The 25,449-nt window shown below is 67.9% G+C and carries 21 protein-coding genes and 1 pseudogene; 8 read left to right on the top strand and 14 right to left on the bottom strand.

Annotation, left to right across the window (positions count from 1 at the left end; genetic code table 11):
• The first annotated feature begins 104 nt into the window (after nucleotides 1–104).
• The 4 genes from RA210_RS05505 to RA210_RS05490 are packed head-to-tail and all read left to right on the top strand — an operon-like array spanning nucleotide 105 to nucleotide 3,869.
• A complete protein-coding gene (locus tag RA210_RS05505; RefSeq protein ID WP_201485657.1) occupies nucleotides 105–1,019 on the top strand; it encodes an ABC transporter permease subunit in 915 nt (304 codons plus the stop codon).
• The gene (gene livM / locus RA210_RS05500; protein ID WP_201485656.1) at nucleotides 1,016–2,284 is read left to right on the top strand and encodes a high-affinity branched-chain amino acid ABC transporter permease LivM; all 1,269 of its coding nucleotides are present in this window, start codon (nucleotides 1,016–1,018) and stop codon (nucleotides 2,282–2,284) included. The genes RA210_RS05505 and livM overlap by 4 nt, the downstream gene beginning before the upstream one ends.
• A complete protein-coding gene (locus RA210_RS05495) occupies nucleotides 2,281–3,156 on the top strand; it encodes an ABC transporter ATP-binding protein (protein WP_201485655.1) in 876 nt (291 codons plus the stop codon). Before livM ends, RA210_RS05495 begins: the two co-directional genes overlap by 4 nt.
• On the top strand, nucleotides 3,153–3,869 hold the full coding sequence (locus RA210_RS05490; RefSeq protein ID WP_201485654.1) for an ABC transporter ATP-binding protein: 717 nt from the start codon (nucleotides 3,153–3,155) through the stop codon (nucleotides 3,867–3,869). Before RA210_RS05495 ends, RA210_RS05490 begins: the two co-directional genes overlap by 4 nt.
• A gap of 6 nt (nucleotides 3,870–3,875) precedes the next feature.
• Here RA210_RS05490 and RA210_RS05485 read toward each other — a convergent pair whose 3' ends face one another.
• The 3 genes from RA210_RS05485 to csiR all read right to left on the bottom strand — a co-directional run bounded on the left by RA210_RS05485 (nucleotide 3,876) and on the right by csiR (nucleotide 6,432).
• Entirely contained in the window at nucleotides 3,876–3,974 is a 99-nt protein-coding gene (locus RA210_RS05485; RefSeq protein ID WP_201485653.1) for a serine dehydratase beta chain, read from the bottom strand.
• A gap of 46 nt (nucleotides 3,975–4,020) precedes the next feature.
• Nucleotides 4,021–5,622, bottom strand: coding sequence for a diguanylate cyclase domain-containing protein (locus RA210_RS05480; RefSeq protein ID WP_236574628.1), 1,602 nt, complete (start codon nucleotides 5,620–5,622; stop codon nucleotides 4,021–4,023).
• A gap of 105 nt (nucleotides 5,623–5,727) precedes the next feature.
• Nucleotides 5,728–6,432, bottom strand: a complete 705-nt coding sequence (gene csiR, locus RA210_RS05475; protein WP_201485652.1) for a DNA-binding transcriptional regulator CsiR — start codon at nucleotides 6,430–6,432, stop codon at nucleotides 5,728–5,730.
• A 178-nt stretch (nucleotides 6,433–6,610) separates the two neighbouring features.
• Between csiR and glaH the strand changes: the two genes are divergently transcribed.
• The 4 genes from glaH to RA210_RS05455 all read left to right on the top strand — a co-directional run bounded on the left by glaH (nucleotide 6,611) and on the right by RA210_RS05455 (nucleotide 10,951).
• Nucleotides 6,611–7,585 (top strand): glutarate dioxygenase GlaH, encoded by a 975-nt coding sequence (gene glaH, locus RA210_RS05470; protein ID WP_201485651.1) that lies wholly within the window; start codon nucleotides 6,611–6,613, stop codon nucleotides 7,583–7,585.
• 86 nt (nucleotides 7,586–7,671) lie between these two features.
• On the top strand, nucleotides 7,672–8,904 hold the full coding sequence (gene lhgO, locus RA210_RS05465) for an L-2-hydroxyglutarate oxidase (protein ID WP_201485650.1): 1,233 nt from the start codon (nucleotides 7,672–7,674) through the stop codon (nucleotides 8,902–8,904).
• A gap of 39 nt (nucleotides 8,905–8,943) precedes the next feature.
• Entirely contained in the window at nucleotides 8,944–10,302 is a 1,359-nt protein-coding gene (locus tag RA210_RS05460; RefSeq protein ID WP_201485649.1) for an aspartate aminotransferase family protein, read from the top strand.
• Nucleotides 10,303–10,507: 205 nt separating this feature from the next.
• Nucleotides 10,508–10,951 (top strand): GNAT family N-acetyltransferase, encoded by a 444-nt coding sequence (locus RA210_RS05455; RefSeq protein WP_201485648.1) that lies wholly within the window; start codon nucleotides 10,508–10,510, stop codon nucleotides 10,949–10,951.
• Between the two features lie 60 nt (nucleotides 10,952–11,011).
• On the opposite strand, the gene RA210_RS05450 is transcribed toward RA210_RS05455, so the two are convergent.
• The 11 genes and pseudogenes from RA210_RS05450 to RA210_RS05400 all read right to left on the bottom strand — a co-directional run.
• The gene (locus RA210_RS05450; RefSeq protein ID WP_201485647.1) at nucleotides 11,012–11,764 is read right to left on the bottom strand and encodes a hypothetical protein; all 753 of its coding nucleotides are present in this window, start codon (nucleotides 11,762–11,764) and stop codon (nucleotides 11,012–11,014) included.
• 305 nt (nucleotides 11,765–12,069) lie between these two features.
• On the bottom strand, nucleotides 12,070–13,035 hold the full coding sequence (locus tag RA210_RS05445; RefSeq protein WP_201485646.1) for a helix-turn-helix domain-containing protein: 966 nt from the start codon (nucleotides 13,033–13,035) through the stop codon (nucleotides 12,070–12,072).
• A gap of 104 nt (nucleotides 13,036–13,139) precedes the next feature.
• Nucleotides 13,140–15,224, bottom strand: coding sequence for a caprolactamase subunit alpha (gene capA / locus RA210_RS05440; protein WP_201485645.1), 2,085 nt, complete (start codon nucleotides 15,222–15,224; stop codon nucleotides 13,140–13,142).
• Between the two features lie 21 nt (nucleotides 15,225–15,245).
• Nucleotides 15,246–16,991: a caprolactamase subunit beta gene (capB, locus tag RA210_RS05435; RefSeq protein WP_201485644.1), complete on the bottom strand. Its 1,746-nt coding sequence runs from the start codon at nucleotides 16,989–16,991 to the stop codon at nucleotides 15,246–15,248.
• A gap of 220 nt (nucleotides 16,992–17,211) precedes the next feature.
• The gene (locus RA210_RS05430; protein WP_201485643.1) at nucleotides 17,212–18,402 is read right to left on the bottom strand and encodes a hypothetical protein; all 1,191 of its coding nucleotides are present in this window, start codon (nucleotides 18,400–18,402) and stop codon (nucleotides 17,212–17,214) included.
• Nucleotides 18,403–18,512: 110 nt separating this feature from the next.
• Complete coding sequence (locus tag RA210_RS05425; protein ID WP_236574627.1) at nucleotides 18,513–19,847, bottom strand: purine-cytosine permease family protein; 1,335 nt, start codon at nucleotides 19,845–19,847, stop codon at nucleotides 18,513–18,515.
• Nucleotides 19,848–20,040: 193 nt separating this feature from the next.
• Nucleotides 20,041–21,480, bottom strand: coding sequence for a hypothetical protein (locus RA210_RS05420; RefSeq protein WP_136488719.1), 1,440 nt, complete (start codon nucleotides 21,478–21,480; stop codon nucleotides 20,041–20,043).
• Nucleotides 21,477–22,784 (bottom strand): KGGVGR-motif variant AAA ATPase, encoded by a 1,308-nt coding sequence (locus RA210_RS05415; RefSeq protein ID WP_136488718.1) that lies wholly within the window; start codon nucleotides 22,782–22,784, stop codon nucleotides 21,477–21,479. The genes RA210_RS05420 and RA210_RS05415 overlap by 4 nt, the downstream gene beginning before the upstream one ends.
• A complete protein-coding gene (locus RA210_RS05410) occupies nucleotides 22,781–23,197 on the bottom strand; it encodes an SAM-dependent methyltransferase (RefSeq protein ID WP_136488717.1) in 417 nt (138 codons plus the stop codon). The genes RA210_RS05415 and RA210_RS05410 overlap by 4 nt, the downstream gene beginning before the upstream one ends.
• Nucleotides 23,198–23,264: 67 nt before the next feature.
• Nucleotides 23,265–24,929 (bottom strand): BatD family protein, encoded by a 1,665-nt coding sequence (locus RA210_RS05405; protein ID WP_201485642.1) that lies wholly within the window; start codon nucleotides 24,927–24,929, stop codon nucleotides 23,265–23,267.
• Nucleotides 24,926–25,449 (bottom strand): annotated as a pseudogene (locus RA210_RS05400) (hypothetical protein); the annotation flags it as partial. The pseudogene RA210_RS05400 and the gene RA210_RS05405, both read right to left, overlap by 4 nt.

Raw genomic sequence — 25,449 nt, 5'->3', positions numbered from 1 at the left:
GTTTTACACCGAAAGCGTGAGGTGGTGGAAAAGACCTGCGGTCGTTTTCCACCCTACGGTGCTGCAGGCCCGCCCTCCCACAGTTCTCCCCTGAGGCGACACGCATGGACGGCATCTTCCTGCAGCAACTGCTCAACGGCCTGACCCTCGGCGCGGTCTACGGGCTGATCGCCATCGGCTACACCATGGTCTACGGCATCATCGGCATGATCAACTTCGCCCACGGCGAGGTGTACATGATCAGCGCCTACCTGTCGGCCATCGGCCTGGCGCTGCTCGGCTTCTTCGGCCTGCACTCCTTCCCGCTGCTGATCTTCGCCACCCTGCTGTTCACCGTCGCGGTCACCGCCACCTACGGCTGGGTGATCGAGCGCATCGCCTACCGGCCGCTGCGCAACTCCACGCGCCTGGCGCCGCTGATCAGCGCCATCGGCATCTCGCTGATCCTGCAGAACTACGTGCAGCTCAGCCAGGGCGCGCGCCAGCAGGGCGTGCCGACCCTGCTCGACGGCGCCTTCCGCCTGCACGTCGGTGAGGGCTTCCTGCAGATCAGCTACACCAAGGTGTTCATCCTGGTCGCCGCCTTCGTCGGCATGGCCGCGCTGACCTGGGTGATCCAGCGCACCCGCCTGGGCCGCATGTGCCGCGCCACCCAGCAGGACCGCCGGATGGCGCAGATCCTCGGCATCGACACCGACCGGGTGATCAGCGCGGTGTTCGTCATCGGCGCGGCCATGGCCGCGCTGGCCGGCCTGCTGATCACCCTCAACTACGGCACCTTCGACTTCTACGCCGGCTTCGTCATCGGCATCAAGGCGTTCACCGCCGCGGTGCTCGGCGGCATCGGCTCGCTGCCGGGGGCCATGCTCGGCGGCCTGCTGCTCGGCGTCGCCGAGGCGCAGTTCTCCGGGCTGGTCAACACCGACTACAAGGACGTGTTCAGCTTCTCGCTGCTGGTGCTGATCCTGATCTTCCGCCCGCAGGGGCTGCTCGGCCGGCCGCAGGTGACCAAGGTATGAGCGGCGCCGACCTGCGTCACGTGCTGCTCGACACCGTCCTCGCCGGGCTGCTCGCCCTGGTGGTGTTCGGCCCCATCGTCGGCGTGGTGCTCGACGGCTACGGCTTCACCCTGGAGCCGGCGCGGCTCGCCGTGCTGGTCGGCGCGGTGATGCTCGGCCGCCTGCTGCTCGGCCTGTTCCTGCACACGGCGAGCGGCCGGCGCTGGCTGCAGCGCTTCGACGGCGGCGGCGCCGGCGTGCAGGTGCTGCCGCCCGGGCAGCGCTCGGCGCTGCGCTGGGCCATCCCGCTGGTGCTGCTGGCGGCGGCGATCTTCCCGCTGCTGGCCAGCAAGTACCTGCTCACCGTGGTCATCCTCGGCCTGATCTACGTGCTGCTCGGCCTCGGCCTGAACATCGTGGTCGGCCTCGCCGGCCTGCTCGATCTCGGCTACGTGGCCTTCTACGCCATCGGCGCCTACGGCCTGGCGCTGGGCTACGAGTACCTCGGCCTCGGCTTCTGGAGCGTGCTGCCGCTGGCCGCACTGACTGCCGCGCTGGCCGGCGCGCTGCTCGGCTTCCCGGTGCTGCGCATGCACGGCGACTACCTGGCCATCGTCACCCTCGGCTTCGGCGAGATCATCCGTCTGGTGCTGAACAACTGGCTGTCGTTCACCGGCGGCCCCAACGGCATGCCGGTGCCGGCGCCGACCTTCCTCGGCCTGGAGTTCGGCCGGCGGGCGAAGGAGGGCGGCGTGCCGGTCCACGAGTTCCTCGGCATCGCCTACGATCCCAACCTCAAGTTCGTGTTCATCTACGCGGTGCTGCTGCTCACCGTGCTGCTGGTGCTGCACGTCAAGACGCGGCTGACGCGCATGCCGATCGGCCGCGCCTGGGAGGCGCTGCGCGAGGACGAGATCGCCTGCCGTGCGCTGGGCCTCAACCACGTGCTGGTCAAGCTCTCGGCGTTCATGCTCGGCGCCTCCACCGCCGGGCTGGCCGGGGTGTTCTTCGCCAGCTACCAGGGCTTCGTCAACCCCAGCTCGTTCACCTTCTTCGAGTCGGCGCTGATCCTCGCCATCGTCGTGCTCGGCGGCATGGGCTCGACCCTCGGCGTGGTGCTGGCCGCCTTCGTCCTCACCGTGGCGCCGGAGCTGCTGCGCAGCTTCGCCGACTACCGGGTGCTGCTGTTCGGCATGCTCATGGTGCTGATGATGATCTGGCGCCCGCGCGGGCTGATCCGCGTCAGCCGGCGCGGCTTCGCACCGCGCCCGGGGGTGGCGCCATGACCGGGGAACATGTGTTGAGCGTCGAGCGCCTGTGCATGCAGTTCGGCGGCATCCGCGCGCTGCACGAGGTCAGCCTGGGCGTGCGCCGCGGCTCGATCACCGCGCTGATCGGCCCCAACGGCGCCGGCAAGACCACGGTGTTCAACTGCCTGACCGGCTTCTACCGCGCCACTGCCGGCAGCATCCAGCTCAACGCCCGCGGGCGCCGCACCGACGTGCTGCAGGTGCTCGGCGAGCCGTTCCGCCCGGGCGACTTCGTGCGCCCGCGGCAGTTCGCCAGCCGGCTGTGGTACAAGCTGTTCGGGGGCACCCACCGGGTCAACCGCGCCGGCCTGGCGCGCACCTTCCAGAACATCCGCCTGTTCCGCGAGATGTCGGTGCTGGAGAACCTGCTGGTGGCCCAGCACCTGTGGCTGAACCGCAGCCTGCTGGCCGGCGTGCTCAACACCCCGGCTTTCCGCCGCGCCGAGGAGCAGGCGCTGGCCCATGCCTTCTACTGGCTGGAGCTGGTCGACCTGGTCGACTGCGCCAACCGCCTGGCCGGCGAACTGGCCTACGGCCAGCAGCGCCGTCTGGAGATCGCCCGCGCCATGTGCACCCGCCCGCAGCTGCTGTGCCTGGACGAGCCGGCCGCCGGCCTCAACCCGGCCGAGACCGTGGCGCTCGGCGCCATCATCCGCCGCCTGCGCGAGCAGCACGCCCTCAGCGTGCTGCTGATCGAGCACGACATGGGCATGGTGATGGGCATCTGCGACCACATCGTGGTGCTCGACCACGGCGAGGTGATCGCCGAGGGCGCGCCGGCGGCGATCCGCAGCGACCCGAAGGTGATCGCCGCCTACCTCGGCGCCGACGAGGAGGAGCCGGCATGAGCGCGCCGCTGCTCGAGCTGCGCGACCTCGACCTGTTCTACGGTCCGGTGCAGGCCCTGCGCGGGGTCAGCCTGCGGGTAGAGGAGGGCGAGACGGTGTGCCTGATCGGCGCCAACGGCGCCGGCAAGTCGAGCCTGCTGATGTCGATCTTCGGCCAGCCGCGCGCCAGCGCCGGGCAGATCCTCCTCGCCGGCGAGGACATCACCTTCCGCTCCGCCCACCACGTCGCCGCCAGCGGCGTGGCCCAGGTGCCCGAGGGGCGGCGGGTGTTCCCCGACATGAGCGTCGAGGAGAACCTGCTGATGGGCACCATCACCGTCGGCGAACGGCACGCCGCCGAGGACCTGCGGCGCATGTACGCGCTGTTCCCGCGCCTCGAGGAGCGCCGCCAGCAGCGCGCCATGACCCTCTCCGGCGGCGAGCAGCAGATGCTCGCCATCGCCCGCGCGCTGATGAGCCGGCCGCGGCTGCTGCTGCTCGACGAGCCGTCGCTGGGCCTGGCGCCGCTGGTGGTGCGGCAGATCTTCCAGACCCTGCGCGAGCTGGCCGCCGGCGGCATGACCATCTTCCTGGTCGAGCAGAACGCCAACCATGCGCTCAGGCTCTCCGACCGCGGCTACGTGCTGGTCAACGGCGAGATCCGCCTCACCGGCACGGGGGCGGAGCTGCTCGGCAATCCCGAGGTGCGCAGCGCCTACCTGGGCGGGCACTGAGGCGCGTCAGCACTCCACCACGTTCACCGCCAGGCCGCCGCGGCGCGTGTGCGAGCTGGACGGGCCGATGCCGCTCTTGAACAGCTCGAAAACGCTGAGGGACATGCTCGACACTCCATCGGCAGTTCGCGCAGTGCAGGCCGGGGCGGCATCATGTGCCGGCCCGTTCGACAGGGGCCGCCGCCTCGCCGTAGATCCGGTAGCAGCCCTTGCCGACATGCTTGGCCTGATACATGGCGACATCGGCCTGGTGGATCAGGCTGTCGACGCTCTGCTGGCCGTCGGCGAAGGCGATGCCGATGCTGGTCGATACCTGCACCTGCGGACCGTCATCCGCGAGGGCGATGGGTTCGCCCAGCCGGGCGATCAGGCGCTGCATGAGCTGGTGCAGCGTCGCTCCGGCAGCCAGCCCCGGCAGCAGCACGACGAACTCGTCGCCGCCCAGGCGCGCCGCGGTGTCGCTGGAGCGCACCAGCGCCTGCAGGCGCCGCGCCACCTCGCGCAGCACCAGGTCGCCCGCCGGGTGGCCGAAGCGGTCGTTGATCGTCTTGAAGCCGTCCAGGTCCAGCACGCACACCGCCAGGCTGCCGCCCTGGCGGCGCTGTGCGGCGAGCGCCATGGCGATGCGGTCGTAGAGCAGCAGGCGATTGGGCAGGCCGGTCAGCGGATCGTAGTGGGCCAGGTCGTCCAGCTCCTGCTGGCGGCGCAGCAGTTCGGCATTGGTCGTCTGTAGGGCCTGCGAGCTGCGGTGGGAGCGGTCGAGGAAGACCAGGCTGGCCCCGGTCAGCAGCAGCAGGGACAGCATCAGCAACACGGGCTGGATGTGCAGGCTCTCGCCGAAGCCTTCCTCGGCCACGAACTCCATGACCCAGGTGCGACCGGGTACCCGCAGCTCGTGGTGCACCACGTTCTCCGCCGGCTCCTGCAGGCTGGCGCCGCGCGGATGGATGGCCGCCAGCTGGGCGTCCTGCCGGTCGTACAGGCGCACGGCGATCTTGCGTTCGCCGAAGGGCAGGCCTTCGACCAGCAGGCTGGGCCGCAGCAGGAGGATCAGGAAGCCCTGCAGCGCCTGCTGGCGCTGCTCGGCGCTGGCGGTCGGCAGGTCGCTCGCGAACACCGGCTGATAGAGCGCGGTCGCCAGCGGGCCGTCCGGGTCCTGGATCAGCGGGAACACCGGGGTGAGCTGCTGCTCGCCGCTGGCCGTCGCCGCGCGGATGGCGGTCTGGTTGGTCGAGCGCCCCAGGGTGTCGAGGCCGACCACCTTGCGGTTGGCGGCGTATGGCTCGGCATACTGGACCGGGAAGTACAGCTCGCGCGCGGGGGCAGGGGAGAGAAGCTTGCCCCGGGCGTCGGTGTCGAAGATGCCCAGCGGCACGGCCTGCAGGGCGCGGATCTCGGCCTCCAGGGCCGCCCGTTGCGCCGGGCCGACCTTCGGCGCCCAGTGGATGGCGTAGATTTCCGGGTAGTGGGCGAGGATTTCGCCGGCGAAGCGCGCGTACTCGTCACGCTCGACCTGCTGCGAGGCGGCGAAGAAGCCGCGGAAGGCGAGCAGCACCTGGGTCGAGCGGCGCAGCAGTTCCCGGGTGTTCTGGTACTGCACCTGGGCGAGGCGCTGGAACTCGCGGGTCTCGAGGTCGCGTTCGAGGGCGGCGCCGTACAGGTAGGAAACGAGGGCGATGACGATCCCGAGGCTGCCGGTCAGCGCCATGCGCCACCAGTAGCCTCCCTCAGGCCGCCAGCTTCTGAGTCCCATGCTCACCCATCCCCACCTGCTCGGCAGGTTGTTATTCTGGCGCATTCCGTGACGCAGATCACCTTCCGTGGTTCGTGGCACTATGCCATGGCGGCTGGCCGCCGCCTAGGCGGGGGACCGGCGAGCTTCGTCCTGGGCCTTCATTAGCTCGGTGATGATCGGCACCGGGCCCATCAGGTGCTCGCGCATCAGGTTGCTGGCGCGAGCGCTGTCGCGGGCGAGGATCGCCTCGACCAGGGTGGCGTGCTCGCGGCGCTTGGCCTCCAGCGCCTGTTCGGAGAACACCGTGTGCTGCAGCCACAGGTGGCGGTAGCGCTCGGCCTGGTCGAACAGGTAGGCGCGCACCTGCAGCAGGTGTGGCGAACCGCAGCCGGCGACGATGGCGGTGTGGAACGCCTTGTGGCGGGCGTCCCACACGCTCAGCTGCTCCTCGGCGTTGCGCACCTCCACCACCTTGGTCAGGGTGTGGGCGCGGGCGAGGATCTCCGCCTCCCAGGCGTCGTCGCCGCGCTCGATGGCCAGGCCGAGCAGCATGGCCTCCAGGTTGGCGCGGGCGTCGTAAATATCGAACAGTTCGCCGAGCGACATCGGCGCCACCCGGTAGCCGCGCTGGCTGATGACCACCACCAGGCGCTCGGCCACCAGTTGCGACAGCGCCTCGCGCAGCGGGCCGACGCCCAGCCCGTAGCGCGCCTTCAGGCCGCTCATCAGCAGCTTCTCGCCGGGGCGGAACACGCCGCGAATGATGTCGCGCTTGAGCAGCTCATGCCCGCGGATCGCCAGATTCTCTTGGGAAACAAGGGTTTCCATGTTCGCCGTCCTTCCTCGTGGTGCCCGGCCATCATACCCAATGGCGGGCTGACTGCGCCTTTCGTCCGCAGGTGTTGGAAATTTTTGACACGCGATAAAAATGTCGATATTTTTCAAATACGCCGACAGTAAACAAAAACGTCTCAACCCATTGTCGCCTTGTCCAGGAGCGCCCGCCATGTCCAGCGTTGTCCAACTCAAGCCTTCCGTCGCCCAGCCCGTCGAGCCGCAGGGCTTCACCCTGGCGCCGTCCGCGATCTCGCCGCGCCTGCTGCAGCTGACCTTCCCGCGCAGTATCGTCGAGGCCTACCTCGCCGCGACCGCCGACTACCCGGTGCAGGCGCTGGAGTACAAGTCGTTCCTGCGCTTCCGCTGCGCGCGCCTGCTCGACGAGCTGTGCGCCCACACCCTGCAGCCGCTGCTGATCGACAGCCTGGCCGACCGCGACACCGGCGCCCTGCTGATCACCCCGGAAGGACTGGATTCGGTTGAGCAGGCCGAGGACATGGTCAAGTTCACCACCGCGGTGGCCCACCTGTTCGGCCGTTCCAACTACGACGCCATGAGCGGCCAGTACTACGCGCGCTTCGTGGTGAAGAACGAGGACAACTCCGACAGCTACCTGCGCCAGGCCCACCGGGTGATGGAGCTGCACACCGACGGCACCTTCGTCGAGCAGGACACCGACTACGTGCTGATGCTGAAGATCGACGAGCAGAACATGGAAGGCGGCAACTCGCTGCTGCTGCACCTGGACGACTGGGAGGGGCTGGAGCACTTCTACACCCACCCGCTGGCCCGCCGCGAGATGCGCTGGAGCGCGCCGCCGAGCAAGAACGTCACCAAGGACATCTGGCACGCGGTGTTCGACACCGACGTCGCCGGCCGGCCGATCATCAGCTACATCGACCAGTTCGTGCAGCCGAAGAACTTCGAGGAAGGCAACTGGCTGGCCGATCTCGGCGACTCCATCGAGAACAGCCCGGCCAAGCTGTCGGTGCGCGTGCCGGTGGGCAGCTTCCTGCTGATCAACAACCACTGCTGGCTGCACGGCCGCGACCGCTTCATCGCCCATCCGGGCCTGCGCCGCGAGCTGATGCGCCAGCGCGGCTACTTCACCCACAAGAAGGTCTTGCGCCAGCCGCGCCAGTAAGGTTCTGCTCGCCATCCGCGGGGGCGGCTTGCGTGCGCCGTCCCCGCGTGCCCCATAACCACCATTCCAGAAGAAGGGCAGACAAGGTGTACGACTTCATCATCATCGGCGGCGGCATCATCGGCATGTCCACCGCCATGCAACTGCTCCGCGCCTACCCGGACTGCCGGATGCTGCTGCTGGAGAAGGAATCCGCTCCGGCCCGCCACCAGACCGGCCACAACAGCGGCGTGATCCACGCCGGCGTCTACTACACCCCCGGCAGCCTCAAGGCCAGGTTCTGCCTGGCCGGCAACCGCGCGACCAAGGCGTTCTGCGACGAGAACGGCATCCGCTTCGACGAGTGCGGCAAGCTGCTGGTCGCCACCAACGAGCTGGAGATGCAGCGCATGAAGGCGCTGTGGGAGCGCACCGCGGCCAACGGCCTGGAGCGCGAGTGGCTGAGCGCCGAGCAGCTGCGCGAGCGCGAGCCGAACATCACCGGCATCGGCGGCATCTTCGTGCCCTCCAGCGGCATCGTCAGCTACGCCGAAGTCACCGCGGCCATGGCCCGCGAGTTCCAGATGCGCGGCGGCGAGATCCGCTACGGCACCGAGGTGATCGGCCTCGACGAGCGCCCCACCGAAATGGTGGTGAAGACCTCGGCCGGCGAGTTCAGCAGCCGCTTCATGGTCTCCTGCTCGGGGCTGATGGCCGACCGCGTGGTGCGCATGCTCGGCCTCGCCCCGGGCTTCAGCATCTGCCCGTTCCGCGGCGAGTACTACCTGCTGCCGGCCGAGCACAACCGCATCGTCAACCACCTGATCTACCCGATCCCCGACCCGTCCATGCCGTTCCTCGGCGTGCACCTGACGCGGATGATCGACGGCACCGTCACCGTCGGCCCCAACGCGGTGCTGGCGCTCAAGCGCGAGGGCTACCGCAAGCGCGACATCTCGCTGTCCGACACCTTCGCCATGCTCACCGACCCGGGCATCCTCAAGGTGCTGAAGAACAACCTGCGCCCCGGCCTGGTCGAGATGCGCAACTCGCTGTTCAAACGCGGCTACCTGCAGGAAGTGCGCAAGTACTGCCCGAGCATCGAACTCAAGGACCTCAGGCCCTACCCGGCGGGCGTGCGCGCCCAGGCGGTGTCCCGCGAGGGCAAGCTGATCGAGGACTTCCTGTTCCGCAACACCCGGCGCAGCGTCAACGTGTGCAACGCGCCGTCGCCGGCGGCCACCTCGGCCATCCCGATCGGTGCCTACATCATCGAGCAGATCGACGCCCAGCTCGCCGACCTGCCCGGATTCAACCACAGGCAGCGTAAGACCGCCTGAGCCCCGAATGCCTTGCCCAACCCCCATGGAGCGTGCGTCATGAGCCAATCGCTGCAAGAGAAGGACATCCACTACCAGCTGCACCCCTACACCAACGCCCGCCTGCACCAGGAGCAGGGCCCGCTGATCATCGAGCGCGGCGAAGGCGTGTTCGTCTACGACGAACAGGGCAAGGACTACATCGAAGGCATGTCGGGGCTGTGGAGCGCCGCCCTGGGTTTCAGCAACCAGCGCCTGATCCGCGCCGCGCAGCAGCAGCTCGAGACCCTGCCGTTCTACCACCTGTTCAGCCACAAGGCGCACCGGCCGAGCATCGAGCTGGCCGAGAAACTGATCCAGATGGCGCCGGTGCCGATGAGCAAGGTGTTCTTCACCAACTCCGGCTCCGAGGCCAACGACACCGTGGTCAAGCTGGTGTGGTACCGCAACCACGCCCTCGGCAAGCCGGAGAAGAAGAAGTTCATCGCCCGCACCAACGCCTACCACGGCATCACCGTGGCCAGCGCCAGCCTCACCGGCCTGCCGGCCAACCACCGCGGCTTCGGCCTGCCGCTGCCGGGCTTCCTGCACGTCGGCTGCCCGCACCACTACCGCCACGCGCTGCCGGGCGAGAGCGAGGAGCAGTTTGCCGACCGCCTGGCCGCGGAGCTGGAGCAGACCATCCTCGCCGAGGGCCCGGAAACCATCGCCGCCTTCATCGGCGAGCCGCTGATGGGCGCCGGCGGCGTCATCGTGCCGCCGCACACCTACTGGACCAAGGTCCAGCAGGTGTGCCGCAAGTACGACATCCTGGTGATCGCCGACGAGGTGATCTGCGGCTTCGGCCGTACCGGCAACATGTTCGGCAGCCAGACCTTCGGCATCCGCCCGGACATCATGGTGGTGTCCAAGCAGTTGTCTTCGTCCTACCAGCCGATCGCCGCGGTGCTGATCAACGACGCGGTGTACCAGCCGATCGAGGCGCAGAGCGGCGAGCTCGGCACCCTCGGCCACGGCTTCACCGCCAGCGGCCACCCGGTGGCCACCGCGGTGGCGCTGGAGAACCTGAAGATCATCGAGGAGGACAACCTGGTCGCCCACGCCGCGGCCATGGGCGAGCGCATGCACGCCGCGCTGCGCCGCTTCACCGACCACCCGCTGGTCGGCGAGGTACGTGGCTGCGGCCTGATCGCCGCGGTCGAACTGGTCGGCGACAAGGACAGCAAGGCGCCGTACCTGGCCACCGGCACCCTCGGCCGCTACCTGGCCGGCCGCGCCCAGCAGCACGGCCTGATCACCCGCGCCATGGGCGACGCCATTGCCTTCTGCCCGCCGCTGATCATCGACGAGCAGGAGATGGGCCTGCTGCTCGAACGCTTCGAACGCGCGCTGGACGATACGGCGCAGTGGGCGAAGTGAGCTGAGAAGGGCCGGCGCGGCCTCTGCGCCCGGCCCACTCCTGTAGGGGCGAATTCATTCGCCCAGATACCCCGCCAAGGCGAATGAATTCGCCCCTACGGATCTGGCGCCCGGGCCGGCGCAAGCCGGCCTTTTCGCGTCAGCCGACGCAGCAGAGCGGCAGGCCTGCCTGAACCACGGAACGCAACCCGAAAAGGAGGTCCCCTTGAACATCCCGGTCGTGCCGATCACGGCAGACAACACCGCCAGCGCGGTCGACGCCTTGCGCGAACTCTGGCCGCACTACGCGCCGGAGGACATGCTGAGGGTGATCGACCAGCTGTTGCGGCCCAACGGCTACCAGCTGGTCGGCATCTTCGCCGACGACTCCCCCGTGGCCGCCGCCGTGCTCGGCTACCGCATCCAGCACTCGCTGTGGCTGGGCCAGTCGCTGTACATCGTCGACATCGCCACCCGGCCCGAGTGGCGCGGACGGGGTTTCGGCGACCGCCTGATGGCGTGGGCCGAGGTCGAGGCGGCGCGCCTGGGCTGCAGCGCCGTGCACCTGGACTCCGGCGTCGGCAAGGAGCGGGCGGCGGCGCATCGGCTGTACATGCGCCATCACTACCAGATCGGGTGCCACCACTTCGTCAAGAGGCTTGGGGGGTAGTCCGAGTGCCAATTCCGGGCAGGCGGCGACAGGGACAGCAAATCGCCGGACACCCGGCCGCTACCCGGTAAATGGCTCAGGTAAAGGCTCAGTTGTAGCGCGCTCTACTATTTTGTGAGTTTCTACCGCGAGCGGATTAAATCCTGCCTCCCGTATAAACGCACCCCATTTTTTCCATGGGAAGAAGGCGCTTGGGTGGCGTATGAATAGAAGGTCAAGAGGGCGACCATTAATCTGGATAGATAGTTTCACAGGGCGGCTTCTGCCAACGGCAGGAAGCCTTTTTTTTTGAATGGCCATTTTGCGCGATGCGAGTAATTCCTGTAGGGCTTCGATCTTCGGTGATTCAAGCCCATACACAATACACCGTTGTGGCTGAACCACTTCTGCAAGCTCAAGGAACGCCTCCCAGCCTGCTGTGTAGTCGCGCATCGTCGGACGGTTCTTCCTCGATGGTAGAAGCTCCAAAACGAGATTGTGAAAAATTACATGGGACCAGAGGTGCGCCCGCTCCAGTCCAGACGGTCGTGTTTTTAGAAATACGGCGCGCTCAAAGTTGCGAAGGTAGCGGGATTTAATCTTCCCCAAAATTCCATGAGTCATCTGGCGCTGCCGGAGACTCTCCCTGTGTAGGATTCTTTGGCGAGTGGTTTCGTCGCCTGCGCCATAAACATAAACGCTTTCCCCAAGAATTATCGTTTTTGTGTCGGACTCATAGTAGCGACTGCCCACCCAAGGTAGCCACGGCAGATTTATTGAGTTAAAGGTGGGGTCGAAGGAGTCATCAAGAAACCCCTTAAAACAGTCATCCATTAATTTTCTCCGCAGCTTCAAGCAGGTGGTCAAAAATCCATATTTGCCATTTTTAGTCAGAAGAATTAATCACCTTCTGACATACAAGCCGCGCTGACGTTACAGATTTGATGCCAAACCGTCCAATGTACGCTTGTGGTCGTTCCCCAAGGGTCATCACTGCGGAGGAAATTGGCTAAACCAGACGCAAGTCCAAGCCAAAGGCAGCCGGTTGCCCACCAGCATTAAACCGCTTGCACGGGCAAGAAGTGGTTTCAGACAGGAACCGCGCCCTCCCTGGCCGCAGTTTCCAGTCGACCTCGCTTTCACTCCGGCCGCCTCTGCAACCCCCCACGCACCTCCCGCGCGGTGCAGCCGTACTGCTGACGGAAGGCGCGGGTGAACTGGGCCTGGTCGTTGAAGCCCCAGCGGAACGCCAGTTCGCCGATCGACAGGTGGCAGTGCGGGTCGCGCAGCTGGCGGTGCACCGCCTCGAGGCGTTGCAGGCGGACCCATTCGCCGAGGGTGTAGGGCGTGGCGGCGAACAGCTTGTGCAGGTAGCGCAGCGACAGGCCGCAGGCCTCGGCGATCTGCGCCGGGTTCAGTTCGGGGTTGGCCAGGTGGCGCTCGATGTACTGCTCGACGCGCTGCAGGTGCACGGCAGCCAGCGTCGAGGTCTCGCTGTTGAGCACCCGCTCGTCCTGGCGCAGGGCCATCAGCAGGGTGGCCAGCGCCTGTTCCAGCAGCAGGTGGCGGGCGCTCGCGTCGCACTCGTCGAAGCGCGCCGCGCACAGGCCGAGCTGTTCGACGAAGATCCGCCCCAGGCCGCGGCGGGCGTCGAAGCAGAAGCGGGTGTAGCGTTCCGCGCCGCGCAGCTGACCGTGCAGGGCGCGCTCGGGCAGCTTGAACACCCAGAGGTCGTTGTCGGCGGCATAGTGGAAGCGGTAGGGCGCATCGCCGCGCTCGACGATGAAGCCGCCCGGTTGGCAGCGCAGGGCGCGGCCGTCCTGCTCGAAGAGGACTTCGGTCTGCCGCGGCACGGTGACCAGGTAGCAGGCTTCCGGGTCCTGGCTGACCTGGGCCTTGCTGCGCGAGTAGGCGAGCTGGCTGGAGCGCAGGCGGGAGAGGGTGAGCGGCGTGCTCGGGGTGTCCCAGACGTGCAGGCTGCCCTGGAAGGTCGCTCCGGGGGCGAACTCCAGGCTGAGGGGGAAGTAGGTGGTGCCGATAGCTTCTGCCCAGCGGAGCTGGCGTTCCTGTTGCGGCCAGTACCGGGTGGAGAGCTGTTGAGCCATGGCCGGTCCTCACGATTATCGTTGTTCTGAGGACAGCGCGGCAGGGAAGTGGAAATCCCTGCCGCGCCGTTATTTCGCCATCATTGGCCTGGGTGACCGGGTGGTCAAGTCCTTGGCGTCACCCGGTAGGTGGCGGTCGGCGTCAGGGTCGCCTGCCAGCCCGGCGGGATGACGATGTTGGTGGTGCTTTCCTCGATCACGCACGGACCCTGCACGGTCTGGCCGGCCTGCAGGTGGTTGCCGTCGTACACCGGGGTGGCCTGCCAGTCGCCGTCGGCGCTGAACAGCATCTTGCGCAGGCTGGACGGGGCGGCCTCGCCGACCTCGGCCGGCATCGGCAGCTCCGGCAGCGGCGGGCGCGGCAGGCGGCCGATCACCGAGCACTCGAGGTTGACCAGCTCCACCGGGCTGCCCGGCTCGCTGTAGGAGTACAGCGCCTGGTGACGCTGGTGGAAGGACTCGCACAGCGCGGCCAGGCCCTGCTCGTCGAGCCGACTGCTGGCCAGTTCCACGCTGCACTCGTGGATCTGCCCGAGGTAGCGCATCTCCAGGGTGTAGTGGCACTCGATGGTGTCGGCGGCGAAGCCGTCCTCGCGCAGGTTGTCGAGGCCCTTGTTGCGCAGCTCGGCCAGCGCCTGGTTGAGCTGCGCGAGGTCGACGTGGCCGGCGTCCAGGCGCATCGGCAGGGTGGTCAGCTGGTCGTAGCGCATGTCGGAGAGGATCTGGCCGAAGGCGCACAGGCCGGAGGCGACCTTGGGGATCAGCACTGTGTGGATGCCGATCTCCTCGGCCAGGCGCACCACGTGCATGCCGGCCGCGCCGCCGGCACCGATCAGGGCGAAGTCGCGCGGGTCGTGGCCGCGCTCGATGGACACCCGGCGGATGCCGTTGACCATGTTCAGGTTGACCAGGGTGGTGATGCCGTAGGCGGCGCGCTCGATGCTGATGCCCAGCGGGTCGGCGATCTTGCTGCGGATGGCGTCCAGCGCCGCCTGGCGGTTGAGGCGGATGCTGCCGCCGAGCAGGGCGCCGTCGGGCAGGTAGCCGAGCACCAGGTTGGCGTCGGTCACGGTCGGCTCGGTGCCGCCCTTGCCGTAGCACACCGGGCCGGGCTTGGCGCCGGCGCTGCGCGGACCGACCTGGAGCATGCCGAACTCGTCGAGGTGGGCGATCGAGCCGCCGCCGGCGCCGAGGGTCTCCACCTGGATCATCGGCACGCCGATGCGCTGGCGCAGGAAGTCGACGTCCTTGCTGAAGTTGGTGCGCCCGGCGTTGGTCAGGGTGATGTCGAACGAGGTGCCGCCCATGTCGACGGTGATCACATTGTCGATGTCGAACGGTTTGGCCACCGACAGGCCGGCCTGCGGCGCCGAGGCCGGGCCGGAGTTGATCGCGTTGACCGCGCGCTCGCGCATCATGCCGCCCGGCGCCAGGCCGCCGTTGGACTGGAAGTAGCGCACCGGCTGCTGGGCGCCGAGCTCCTCGAACAGCGCGTCGATGCGCTCGACGTAGCGCGCCATCACCGGGCTCAGGTAGGCGTTGACCACGGTGGTGGAGGTGCGGGTGTACTCGCGGATCTGCGGGAACACCTCGACGCCGGTGCAGACGAACACCCCGGGCAGGGCGGCGCGCACCATTTCGGCGGCGCGCAGCTCGTGGGCCGGGTTGCGCACCGACCAGACGAAGGAGATCGCCACCGCCTCGACGCCCTCGGCGCGGAAGTACTCGATGGCCTCGCGCACTGCGGCCTCGTCCAGCGGGCTGTACTCGCGGCCGTCGCTGAGGATGCGCCCGCCCACCGGGCGGCGCAGGTGGCGCGGCACCAGCATGTGCGCCGGCGGGTAGTGGGCGTCGTAGCGGTGGCCTTCCTCCTTGTGGCCGAGGCGGATCTCCAGGCTGTCCTCGTGGCCCTCGGTGCACAGCAGGCCGACCTTGACCCCGGTGCGCTCGATCAGCGCGTTGAGCGCCACGGTGGTGCCGTTGATGCACAGGTCGCAGTCGGCAATGATCTCGGCCGGCGAGCGGCCGACGGCGTCGGCGATCTGCGCGAGACCGGCGCGGATCGCCAGGGTGCCGTCCTGCGGGGTGGACGGCGCCTTGAACAGCTGCACGCCGCCGTCGCGGTCGGCGAGGATGAAGTCGGTGAAGGTGCCGCCGGCGTCGATGCCCAGACGATATTGGTTACGCATGTCGATGTTCCTCAGCAGTGCTCAGTGGGGGGCGCGGGCGGCGCGGGTGGCGGCTTCGTCGAGATGGCCGTCGGCGTCGACGATCACCCCGTACTCGAGGCGGGCGCCCTCGGCGGAGACCAGGCCGTTGCGCAGGTCGTCGAGGACCGCGGCGACCGGGCGGCGCAGCGGGTCGCCGTAGCCACCGCCACCGGGGTTGACGTTGATCACCCGCTCGCCGGGGCGCACGGTCAGCACTGGGTTCTGGATGTAGTGGGTTTCCTCGCCGTCGGCACGGCGGTGGATCAGGCGGCCGAGCTTGGGCTCGATCAGTGCGTTGCGCGCCCCGGCCGCGCCGGCGGTGGCCAGCTGGCGGCCCTCGCCGAAGCCGACCACGGTCATCTCGTGCTCCAGCGGTTCGATCTCCAGGCGGGTGCCGGAGCCGCCGCGGAATTCGCCGGCGCCGCCGCTGTCGCTCATCAGGCTGTAGCGGTGGATGACGATCGGGTAGGAGTACTCGAGCAGCTCGATGTCGCCGCTCATCAGCGCGCCGAAGCAGCACAGCGGGCCGCAGGCGTGCCAGCCGTCCATCACCTTGTTGGCGCCGGCGCCGGAGATGATCGAGGCGAGCACCATGGTCACGTACTCCTCGCCCTCGCGGCGCGGGTCGTGGCCGGCGATGTTGATGCCGCTGGCGTGGCCCCAGGAGGCGGTGACGCGCTCGGGTGCGGCCTGCTCCAGCGCCTGGCGCACGGCGTCGGCCAGGGTCTCCATCGGCGTGGTGGTGCAGTTGACGTGCGGCGCCGGTTCCTCGGCGTTGCACAGGGTGCCCTTGGGTCCGAGGTCGACGCTGACGCAGCGGTACAGGCCCTCGTTGTAGGGCGGCGGCACCTGGGCGAACATCATCAGGCCCAGGTAGACGCCGGACACCGAGTTGCCCTCGTAGGAGTTGATGAAGTAGGGCACCTGCGGCGGGCTCTCGATGCGCACGTGGGCCTCGTCGCCGCGGATCTCGACGTGGGCGGTGATTGCCAGCTCGCCGAGGCCGTGGCCGGAGTCCTCGAGGATCGCGGTGCCGCTGTAGTGGCCGTCCGGCACGTCACGCAGCAGGGCGCGCATGTGGCGGTCGGCCATGTTCTTCAGCTCGGCGATGCAGGCGCGCACCTGGGCGACGCCGTACTTCTCGACCAGCTCCAGCAGGTGGCGCTCGCCCACGCAGCAGGCGCCGTACTGGGCGTTGAGGTCGCCCTCCTGGTAGGGGCGGGCGCGCATGTTGGTGAGCAGCAGGTTGAACACGTCCTCGCGGCGCTTGCCGCCGGCCCACAGCTTGACCGGCGGGATGCGCAGGCCCTCGGCGTAGATCTCCTTGGCGTCCGGGTTGTAGCCGGCCGGCACCGGGCCGCCGATGTCGGTGAGGTGGCCCTTGCACACCGTCCAGAACACCAGCTCGCCCTGGTAGAACACCGGCTTGTACATGCAGCAGTCGAGGATGTGGCTGCCCTTGTAGGCCGGGTCGTTGTGATAGATCACGTCGCCTTCAGCGATGTCGCCGTCGAAGAACTCGGCCACGCACTTCATCGCCGGGATCAGCGAGCCGAGGTGGATCGGGATGTCCTGGCCTTGCAGGATCATTTCCGGGAAGTGGTCGAACAGCGCGTTGGAGTAGTCGTGGGCCAGGTTGAACACGCTGGAGCGGCCGGTCTTCTCCAGGGTCAGGGTCATCTCGCGCTGGGCCGTTTCCAGCGCCCCGCGCACGACCGCGAGGGTGATCGGATCTACTGTACTCATGGTTCACCACACATCTTGTTGTTGTCGGAGAGGCGGCCCCACAAGGCTCCGCCCTGGCTTACAAGCTACGCGGCACGCGGCGGACGGGCTTGTCGTGGGGCGCACCCTTTGTTGCGTCTGCGTGCACTCGGCCGTGCGTGGCTTGCCGTTGGTGCAGACGAAAAAAAGGCCAGCGCGAGGCTGGCCTGAACAGGGGACTAGGGGTTGGCGCTGCGGCGGCTCAGAAGTAGTAGCCGACGTTGCTGTACAGCTGGTTCTCCCAGCGGTCGCTGCCGCCGGCGCCGAGGCTCTGGGTGTAGCTGCCGCCGCCGATGTAAGGGTCGTGCTTGCCGTGCAGCCATTCCAGGGCAATCCACAGCGGGCCGAAGGTGAACGAGCTGCCGGCGATGAAGCGCTGCGAGTCCTCGAAGCCGCTGGCGTCCTTGGTGAAGTGGCTGTAGTTGGCATAGAACTTCACCCCGGAGAACCAGCCGTACTGGCCGGGCAGGGCGTAGCTGAGGTCGGCGACGTACAGGTTGCCCTTGGCGGCGACGTTGAAGGTGCCGTCGAAGCTGCCGAAGGACACCAGGCGGTCGCTGCCGGGGTTCTCCGGGCTCATCGACTGGCGCGCGGCGAGCAGCTGCACGCCCCACGGGCCGTTCTGGCCGAGGTAGTGCACGGCGAAGGCGCGGCGGTCGCCGTCCTTGCCGGTGTCCTGGTTCTCCAGGGTCGAGGCCAGCGCCGACACGCCCACTTCCGAGGCCCAGTCGCCGAGCTGCAGGTTGCGCGCCAGGCGGGCGACGACGATGTTCTCCTCGTGGTTGTCGCTGCCGTCCACCACGTAGGCGTCGGCCGTCGCCACGCTGGTGCCGTAGGTGCGCCCGCCGCGGCTGGTGCCCTTGCCCTGTTCGGCGGGCATGGCGAACCAGGCGGCCTGCAGGTCCCAGTCGGCGTTCTTCTGGGTGTACTTGATGCCGATGTCCTGGGTGTCCTCGAGGCCGATCACGTTGCCCAGCGACTCGAAGAAGGTGCTGCCGAAGTAGGGCTGCAGGCCGAACGGAATCGGCATCAGGCCGGCCTGCACCTGGCGTTCGGCGTCGAACTTGTAGCCCAGCCAGGCGTACTCGGCGAAGGAGATGTCGCCGATCTTGTCGGTGTAGTCGAACGGGCGGTGCTTGCCGTAGAAGCGGTACTTGGCCGCGCCGATCCAGCTGTCCGAGGTGTAGGTGGCGGTGAGAAAGGCGGTGTCGAAGCCGAACTCGGCGATGTCGCGGTCCGGGTCGTAGTCCAGGCGGCCGCGGATCGCGCCGCCGAGGTCGAGGTTGTCGGTGACCTGCACGGCGGCGGCCGGCAGGGCAAAGGCGGTCAGCAGCGGCGCGGCCAGCAGCGGGCACAGCAGCAGGGAAGTGCGGCGGGTGAGCGGGTGACGCATCGGGTGTCTCCGGGTGTTGTCGTTGTTTTGCGGGCACACCGGAAGCGCACCGCCGGGAGGCGGCGCGTTCCGTGATGGGGAAGATGGGCAGGCGGGCGCCTGCCCCAGGCTCAGAGGCTGTCGGTGCCGGCCGACCAGGCGCGCCGCCGGCCGCTGGCCAGCAGGCGGTAGCCGGCGAAGGCGACCACGAAGGTGGCCGGCGCCGAGAAGGTCGCCAGGGTCGCATCGCCGGCCTTGAGCAGGACGATGCCGGCCGCGGCGGCGGCGAACCAGGCCAGCAGGCCGCGGGCGTTGAACGCCGGCAGGCTGGCGTCGTCGGCCACCGGTGCGCCGCGGGCGGCGAGGATGTGCGCCAGGGCGATGGCCACCCAGGCGACGATGAAGATGCTCTGCCAGGCCAGCGCCTGGAGGATGTAGCTGAACACGTCGAAGCGCATCAGCAGGTAGACGGTGAGGCCGGTGAGCGCCGCCCACACCACGTAGGGCACGCGACCGAGGCTCAGGCTGGCGCCCAGCGCCTGCAGGTTGGTGGCGCCGAGGAAGAAGTTGCCGGTGTTGATGCGCGTCTGGGTGACCCAGACGAACAGCAGGCCCCAGAGGCCCATCAGCTGGACGATCGACAGCACCACCGACACCTCGCTGACGCCGCCCTCGGTGGGGATGGTGGCGGCGAGGAAGATCCCGGCCAGGCCGTTGAGCAGGAAGGCCACCGCGTAGAACGGCATGCCGAAGTTGATGCGCGCGTGGTAGTCGCTGTCCTCGGCGCGGCCGAAGCGGGCGTAGTCCCAGGTGTACATCATCAGTACCCAGACGCCCATGAAGTAGGTGAAGCAGTTCCACCAGCCGTGCGCGGGCGCGCCGCCTTCCGGCGCCAGCTCCAGCCAGGCGGAGGAGTAGCCGTACTGGTCCACCGCCATCAGCAGCGCCGCGACCAGGCCGAGCAGGTACAGCGGCAGCAGCACGCCGTTGAGCTTGTCCAGCCAGCGCATGGCGTGGCCGAAGATCAGCAGCACGCTGTACACCACCACGATCAGGTAGGCCTGCCCGAGGCTCACCGCGCCGGCGTAGTGGTGGAGCGCCACGGCCATCACCGAACCCTCGAAGGCGGCGTAGTAGATGGCGGTGGCGCTGAACAGCAGGGTCGCCAGCGCCGCGCCGGCGCGGCCGAACAGATGGCGCGAGAACTGCGCCACCGACAGTCCGCTGGCGATGGCGTAGCGGCTGATCACCGCGTTGATCGCCCCGTAGCAGACCACCGACAGCAGCAGGCCGATGATCGCGTTGCGCGTGCCGAAGCCCATCGCCAGGGCGGCGCCGACCACCAGGTAGAACATCGCGCTGCAGATGCCCCACCAGGCCATGGTCAGCGAGCCGCGGCTGAGACGTTGATCGAGCGGTACCGCGCTATCGGTACCCGAATGCTGGTTTGCAGGTTTTCCGGCCATGACAGATCTCTTGTTGTTGTTGGAAGAAACGAGAGGTCATGACAGTAGAAAAAACGCCGCCGCCGGGCTTGCCGCAGCGGGCCCGGGTTTTTGTCGACGGGTGCACAGGGGCTGCGCGGCGCCTGCCGCGCTAGGAGCATGGCGCGTGTGAGCTTCTGCGCGAATGATTGGTGCTAGGCTGCAGCAAGCGTCTTTATTGCTTGCTGCTCGGCTTGACCCCGCCCCGGCGACCAAGTCCGAAGCCAACGCGGTACAGGTCGGGCATGTCGATCCGGCCGTCCTTCTTGCGCTCGAGCAGACCGAGACGCTGCAGGTCTTCGCAGATGCCGTCCCAGCCGCGCTCGGCATGCTGCGGAGGGAGGCGGTCATCAAGAGAGGCAGAGGCCGGTCCGGTCGGGAAGGCATCTTGCCAGCGCTCCAGAATCAGCTCGTAGTTGCAGGGCACCGTGAGACCTTTCAGGCATCCGAGGAAGGTCCTGATCCACGGGAACTCTTCGGCAAGCTCTTCGACCCGATTGTCCGATGCCTTACGAATTCCACGCTTGATGCTTTCGTGGTGGATTGGCAATTCCTCGGCCGAATAGCGCTGAACCGAATCCTCTACCGCCTGCCGGATGGCGGCCAGGAACGAGCGTGGCGAGGTCTGACCACGGCCATCGGCCAGATGACTGACGGACCAGATATAGGGCACGCCTCGACGAGGATCGCGTCCCATCCATGGGCCGGCCAGTTTCTCGAAGAGGGTGCGTTGCAGCGGTGTTTCCCGGCGTGCTTCATCGGGCAGTTGCCAGACGCCTTCACGTTGGCTCGGCTGGCAGCCCGCGACAGTCTGGAAAAGGGTACGCAGCCGTTCACCCGCGCTCTCCGGTGCATTGATCAGGCGCTGCCAGAGCAGGCCATGCAGGTCGTGACGCTCCCAGTTCAGGGTAGCCCGGCTGGCCAGCAGTTTGGAGGCGTCCGCGAAGTTGGTGACGTTGCGCTCCATCTGATCTTCCCGCAGGAATACCTTGGCATGCAGATGCGAAAAGGACTTCAGCCAGAGAGCGGCCTCCAGCAGGCCGCGCACGATTTCGTCCATGATGCGCCAGTCGTTACTGGTGCGGTCCAGTGCATCGAACACAAACAGGGCATAGCGGTTTTCACCAGCGAATTTCTGGTTGGCCTGCACCATCAGTCGGGAAACGTCTTCCGGGTGCTGCTTCAGCCATTCGACCCGTGCAGGCCACCGAGAGACCGGTAGCGAGTGGCCGAGCTGCTCGGCAAGCCAGTGCAGAATGACGGCCCGCCAGATGTCATAGGGAGCATGGCCAGCCGTCAGTAGCTGGGAAAAACTGTCGCGGTTCGGATGTCGGTCGATATTTTCGTTGAGCGAAAAACCGATGCAGACCTCCGCCTGATCCAGCCGGCGAACGCTGCTGCCGATCAGACTGCGCAGTCCGGCATTACCCAGCACGGCAGTCCAGAAGGACTTGCCGACTCCCCGACCCCCGACCACCAGCGTCGACTCCAGATTGAGTGCCTTGATGTGTGCCGGAGGGATGTACAGGTTGCTGGCTGCCGGGGTTTCCCCGTAGTTACTGGTTTCCAGCTGAGCTTCCAGCATTGCCTCTCGGAGGGCTTGGGCCAGGGTCATGCGTCTGTCCGGGTCTTTTGCTGAACGAATGCGGAAATGTACTGGATGAGCTCGGCAAAGACATGATCGACTTGCCGCTGATCCAGACTGCCCATCCGCTGATGGAGTGATTGCAGGGCAAAAAAGCCCCGATTCCAGCCGATCGGCAGGGGATAGTGCTGGCCGGTGATGTCGTCGACATCGAATGTCCAGCTCTCATCGCCGATCTCCCCCGCGGGGATTTCATCGTAGAGTGCTTCGATAAACAGCTCATGGCTGCGCTCAAGCAGACCATCGAAGTATTCGATACGACGTTCGTCGTCAGGCAGCATGGCACCGACCACCTTCAGGCGCTCACGAATGAGCGGGGCAACAGCGTATTGCCGCCAGTGTTCGAACAGGATGCGATAACCTGTCCAGGTCTGCTCGCCGTCGATTGCAAACAGCAATACCAGGCCAGCTCCCAGGTCGGTCACGCAACTGGAGGCCACTTCGTCGATCCCGGCGCGCGAGTCGAGCAGGATCACGTCGGGGCGCTGGCTGTGCTCCAACGCGCCGATCAGACGCGACAGACGCGCCGACCAGCCTTCACGGGTGCCATCGGCGTGCACCTTGGGCATCCATACCCGTCCGAGCTTGTTGATGTATTCCCCGGGATCGCTGCCGTGTGCGGGCACGACCAGAATTTCGCCATCATGGCTCAATGGGCTGATGCTGAGCATTTCTCCGAGGACGGATGCGCCATTGCCGACCAGATCCTCGACCAGCCAGTCGGTGATGCCGAAGGCCGGTCGGTAGTCCTCCGGCAGCAGGGCCGAGGACAGGCCTGGCGACTCCAGGTCCAGGTCAAGCACCAGTACCCGCTTGCCGGCTTGTGCCAGTGACCAGGCTGTCGCGGCCAGTGCGGTCGAGCGGCCTACTCCTCCCTTGATGGAGAAGAAAACGATGCGAGGGGCACCAGTGGATTCGGCGGATATGCGTGCCCAGTCGCCTTCGGTAGCCAGGCGGTCAACGACATGCACCTGCGGGAAATCGCGCAGGGAGAAGCTCGGGGCGTCGCTGCGGGCTTGCTGCAGATCATCTTCGAACAGAATTGCACGCTCCACCGGCCAGGCATGTGGCCCGAGCCGTTCAGCCAGTTGCGCGCAGATGTTCTCCAGTACCTGTATGGCCCGAGGATCGCTACGGACCGTCTCCTGTGCGATCAGCCGTACTCGGCCATTCAAGTCACGGTTGATCAGCAGCACTCCCACAGTCTGCAAGTCGGGGGCGTTCTGCTGTAGAACCGCATGGGTGGTGGTCAGAATCTGGTCGAAAGTGGTCATAGCAGCCCCTCACGTCTGGCCTTGCGAATCAGGTTGCAGACAAGCTCGGCGCCGGTCCGGTGATCGGTCACACGTGGCGTACTGAAATCTGCCTGGCTGGAATAGCGTTGAGATGCGTGCCAGTTGGAAAAGGGGTTGGCAGGCGGCAGGCCATAACCCATACCTTGGTGATGGCCTGTCCGATAATCGTCATAGCGCATCCAGAGCTTGTCGACATGCTGCTGATCCTTTCTGTCAGAAGGGAGATTCTTCTGAAAGTCATATGTCATGCCAAACGCGAGCATCAGTCTCTTCAGGCCGCACTCGGCGCTCATACCATACAGATGATCGGCATTCGCCAGTCGCTGATTGGTCAGCAGCAGTTCGGCATCCTGCCAGTGACGTTCATGGGCATCGAGAAAGTCGGCCTGCATGAAGGCTCCTTGATAGGGGACGGTACGCTCGGGCGCAGCCGATTATGGCATGCGAGCCCTCGAGTGCTCAGCGCGGATACAGCGGCGGCAGCGAGCCGGCTGGCGGCGGGCCGGCGTTGCCGTTGCTGGCCGGCGGCAGGCTGCCGATGGCCTGCCACAGCGCCTCGCCCTGCCAGGAGTGGCCGCTGGCGCTGTACAGTGCGCCGTTGAGGCCGTCGAGGGCGTCGGACAGCGGCACGTAGCGCGCGGCCATGTCGGCGAGGGTCTCCGGCTGCTGGCGCGCCCAGGCGTCCAGCGCCTGGCGGGTGGCGTGCGGGTCGTTGCTCTGGCAGGCGCGGCGCAGGTCGTCCTGCAGGGTGCGCGGGCTGGGGCCGCTGGCGGCGGCGCGGATCACCGCCGGCAGGCGCCGCGCCCGCCACCACAGGCCGAAGCCGAGCGCGGTGGTGAGGGCGAAGATGGCGGTGGCCAGCTGCCAGGGCCACAGGCGCGCCTCGCGGCTCGCCAGCTCGCCGGGCACCACCGGCGGGGTATCCACCATATTCGGGTTGTCCTCCACCACCAGGGTGCGGCCGGGCAGGCGGCTGCGCATCAGGCGATCCTCGACGGTGTTCCACCACACCACCTCCAGCGCCGGCAGCTCGATGCGCCCGGGGGTGGTCGGTACCAGCGCGCTGCTTTCCTCGCGGCTGCCGGTCAGGCCGTGCTCGCCGACGCGGTTGTGCAGGCGCGGCTGCTCCGGGTAGCGGCGCAGCCAGTGCTCCTGCACCGGCATGTCCAGCACCGGCAACTGGGCGCTGGCCAGGCCTTCGGCGCGCACCAGCAGGTTGCGGGTCAGCGAGTCGCCGACCTGCACCCGCTGCTCCTCGGGACTCCAGTGCTCGCTGACGGTCAGCACCCGCGCCGGCAGCCAGGGCGTGCCGGCCGGATAGTCGGCCGGCTTGGGCTTGACCTGCAGGGTCAGCTCCGGCGAGCGCACCTGGACCGGCCGCCCGCTGCGCGGGCCGAACGGCTGCGCGCCGGCCTCGCCCGGGGCGAGGGCGGTGGCGCTGAACAGCAGGGCGGGGATGCGCAGTTCGCCGCTGTGCTGGGGGAACAGCGCGTAGCGGGTCTCGATCACCCCGTGGCGCACGCCGTCGAGCAGGGTCTCGTAGGTGCGCGTGGCGCCCAGCGGTTCGACCCGCGCATCGGCCAGCTCCAGCGGGCTCAGGCGGCTGTCGTCGTACAGCGCCAGCGAGTGGTAGACGCGCAGGGTGAGGATGGCCTGGGCCTGCACGTAGACGCTGTCCTCGTCCAGGCGGGCATCGACGAACACCGGCGCCAGAGCTTCGCTGCCGGCGCGCGGGGCGGCCTCGCGCACCTCCAGCTCGATGGCGGGCGAGAACGCCTCGCCGACCTGCAGCGGCGGGATACGCAGGCGCCCGGCCAGCTTCGGCTGCAGGCCGATCACCAGCAGGCTGTCGAGGTCGCCCGGCGCGCCGTTCTCGGCCGGACGGGTCAGCAGGCGGGTGTCGAGCACCTCGAACTGCGCCTGCAGGACGCTCAGGTCGGGGCGGCCGAACAGGGTCGGGTCGTCGCTCTGCAGGGTCAGTTCGACGATCTCGCCGACCGTCAGCTCGTGGCGATCGACCTGCGCGTGCAGCTCGGCGGCAAGGGCGCCACGGGCGAGCGACAGCAGGGCCAGCGCAGCGAGCAGGATCAGGGCGCGCAGGGCGCGGGGCGTCGGAAAGGTCATCGCGGTTTTTCCTGGTGGCGCTGCTGTTCGTACCAGAACTTGCGCCGCAGCAGTTCGGCCGGGTCGTCGGGGATCTGCCGCAGCCACTGCTCGAGGGCCTGGCGCTGCTCGCCCTGAATGGGGAGGGCGGGTTCGCCGACGGCGGCGGGCGTGGCGCCGGCGGACTCGAGCAGCTCCTCTTCGGCACTGCCGCTGCCGAAGGCGCCGGCACTGGGCGCGGCGCTGGCGGCCGGGCCGGCCTCGGCGGCGGTTGCGCCGGGCCCGCGCTCCTCGCGGGCGCGCCCGGCCCCGGCGTCGGGTTGAACGGGGGGAAGGCAGGAGGCCGGGCGGTCGGGGCGCCCGGCGGGCGCGCGGCACGGCGCGGCCGCCTGCTCGGCGCGTTCGGCGGCGGCCTGAGGCTCGCGGCGAGCCTGGACAGAGAGGGAGAGGATGGGCAGCGCCACGGGCAGCAGCAGGGTGGGGGGAAGGTACGCGCCGTAGGCGGCCAGCGAGGCGGCCATTGCGCCGCCGCTGGGCGGGG

Source organism: Pseudomonas sp. OF001 (assembly GCF_904426495.1).
In the GTDB taxonomy this organism is placed as follows: domain Bacteria; phylum Pseudomonadota; class Gammaproteobacteria; order Pseudomonadales; family Pseudomonadaceae; genus Geopseudomonas.
Note: the sequence above shows the minus strand (reverse complement) of the source record. Positions and strands in the feature narration are given on the sequence as shown.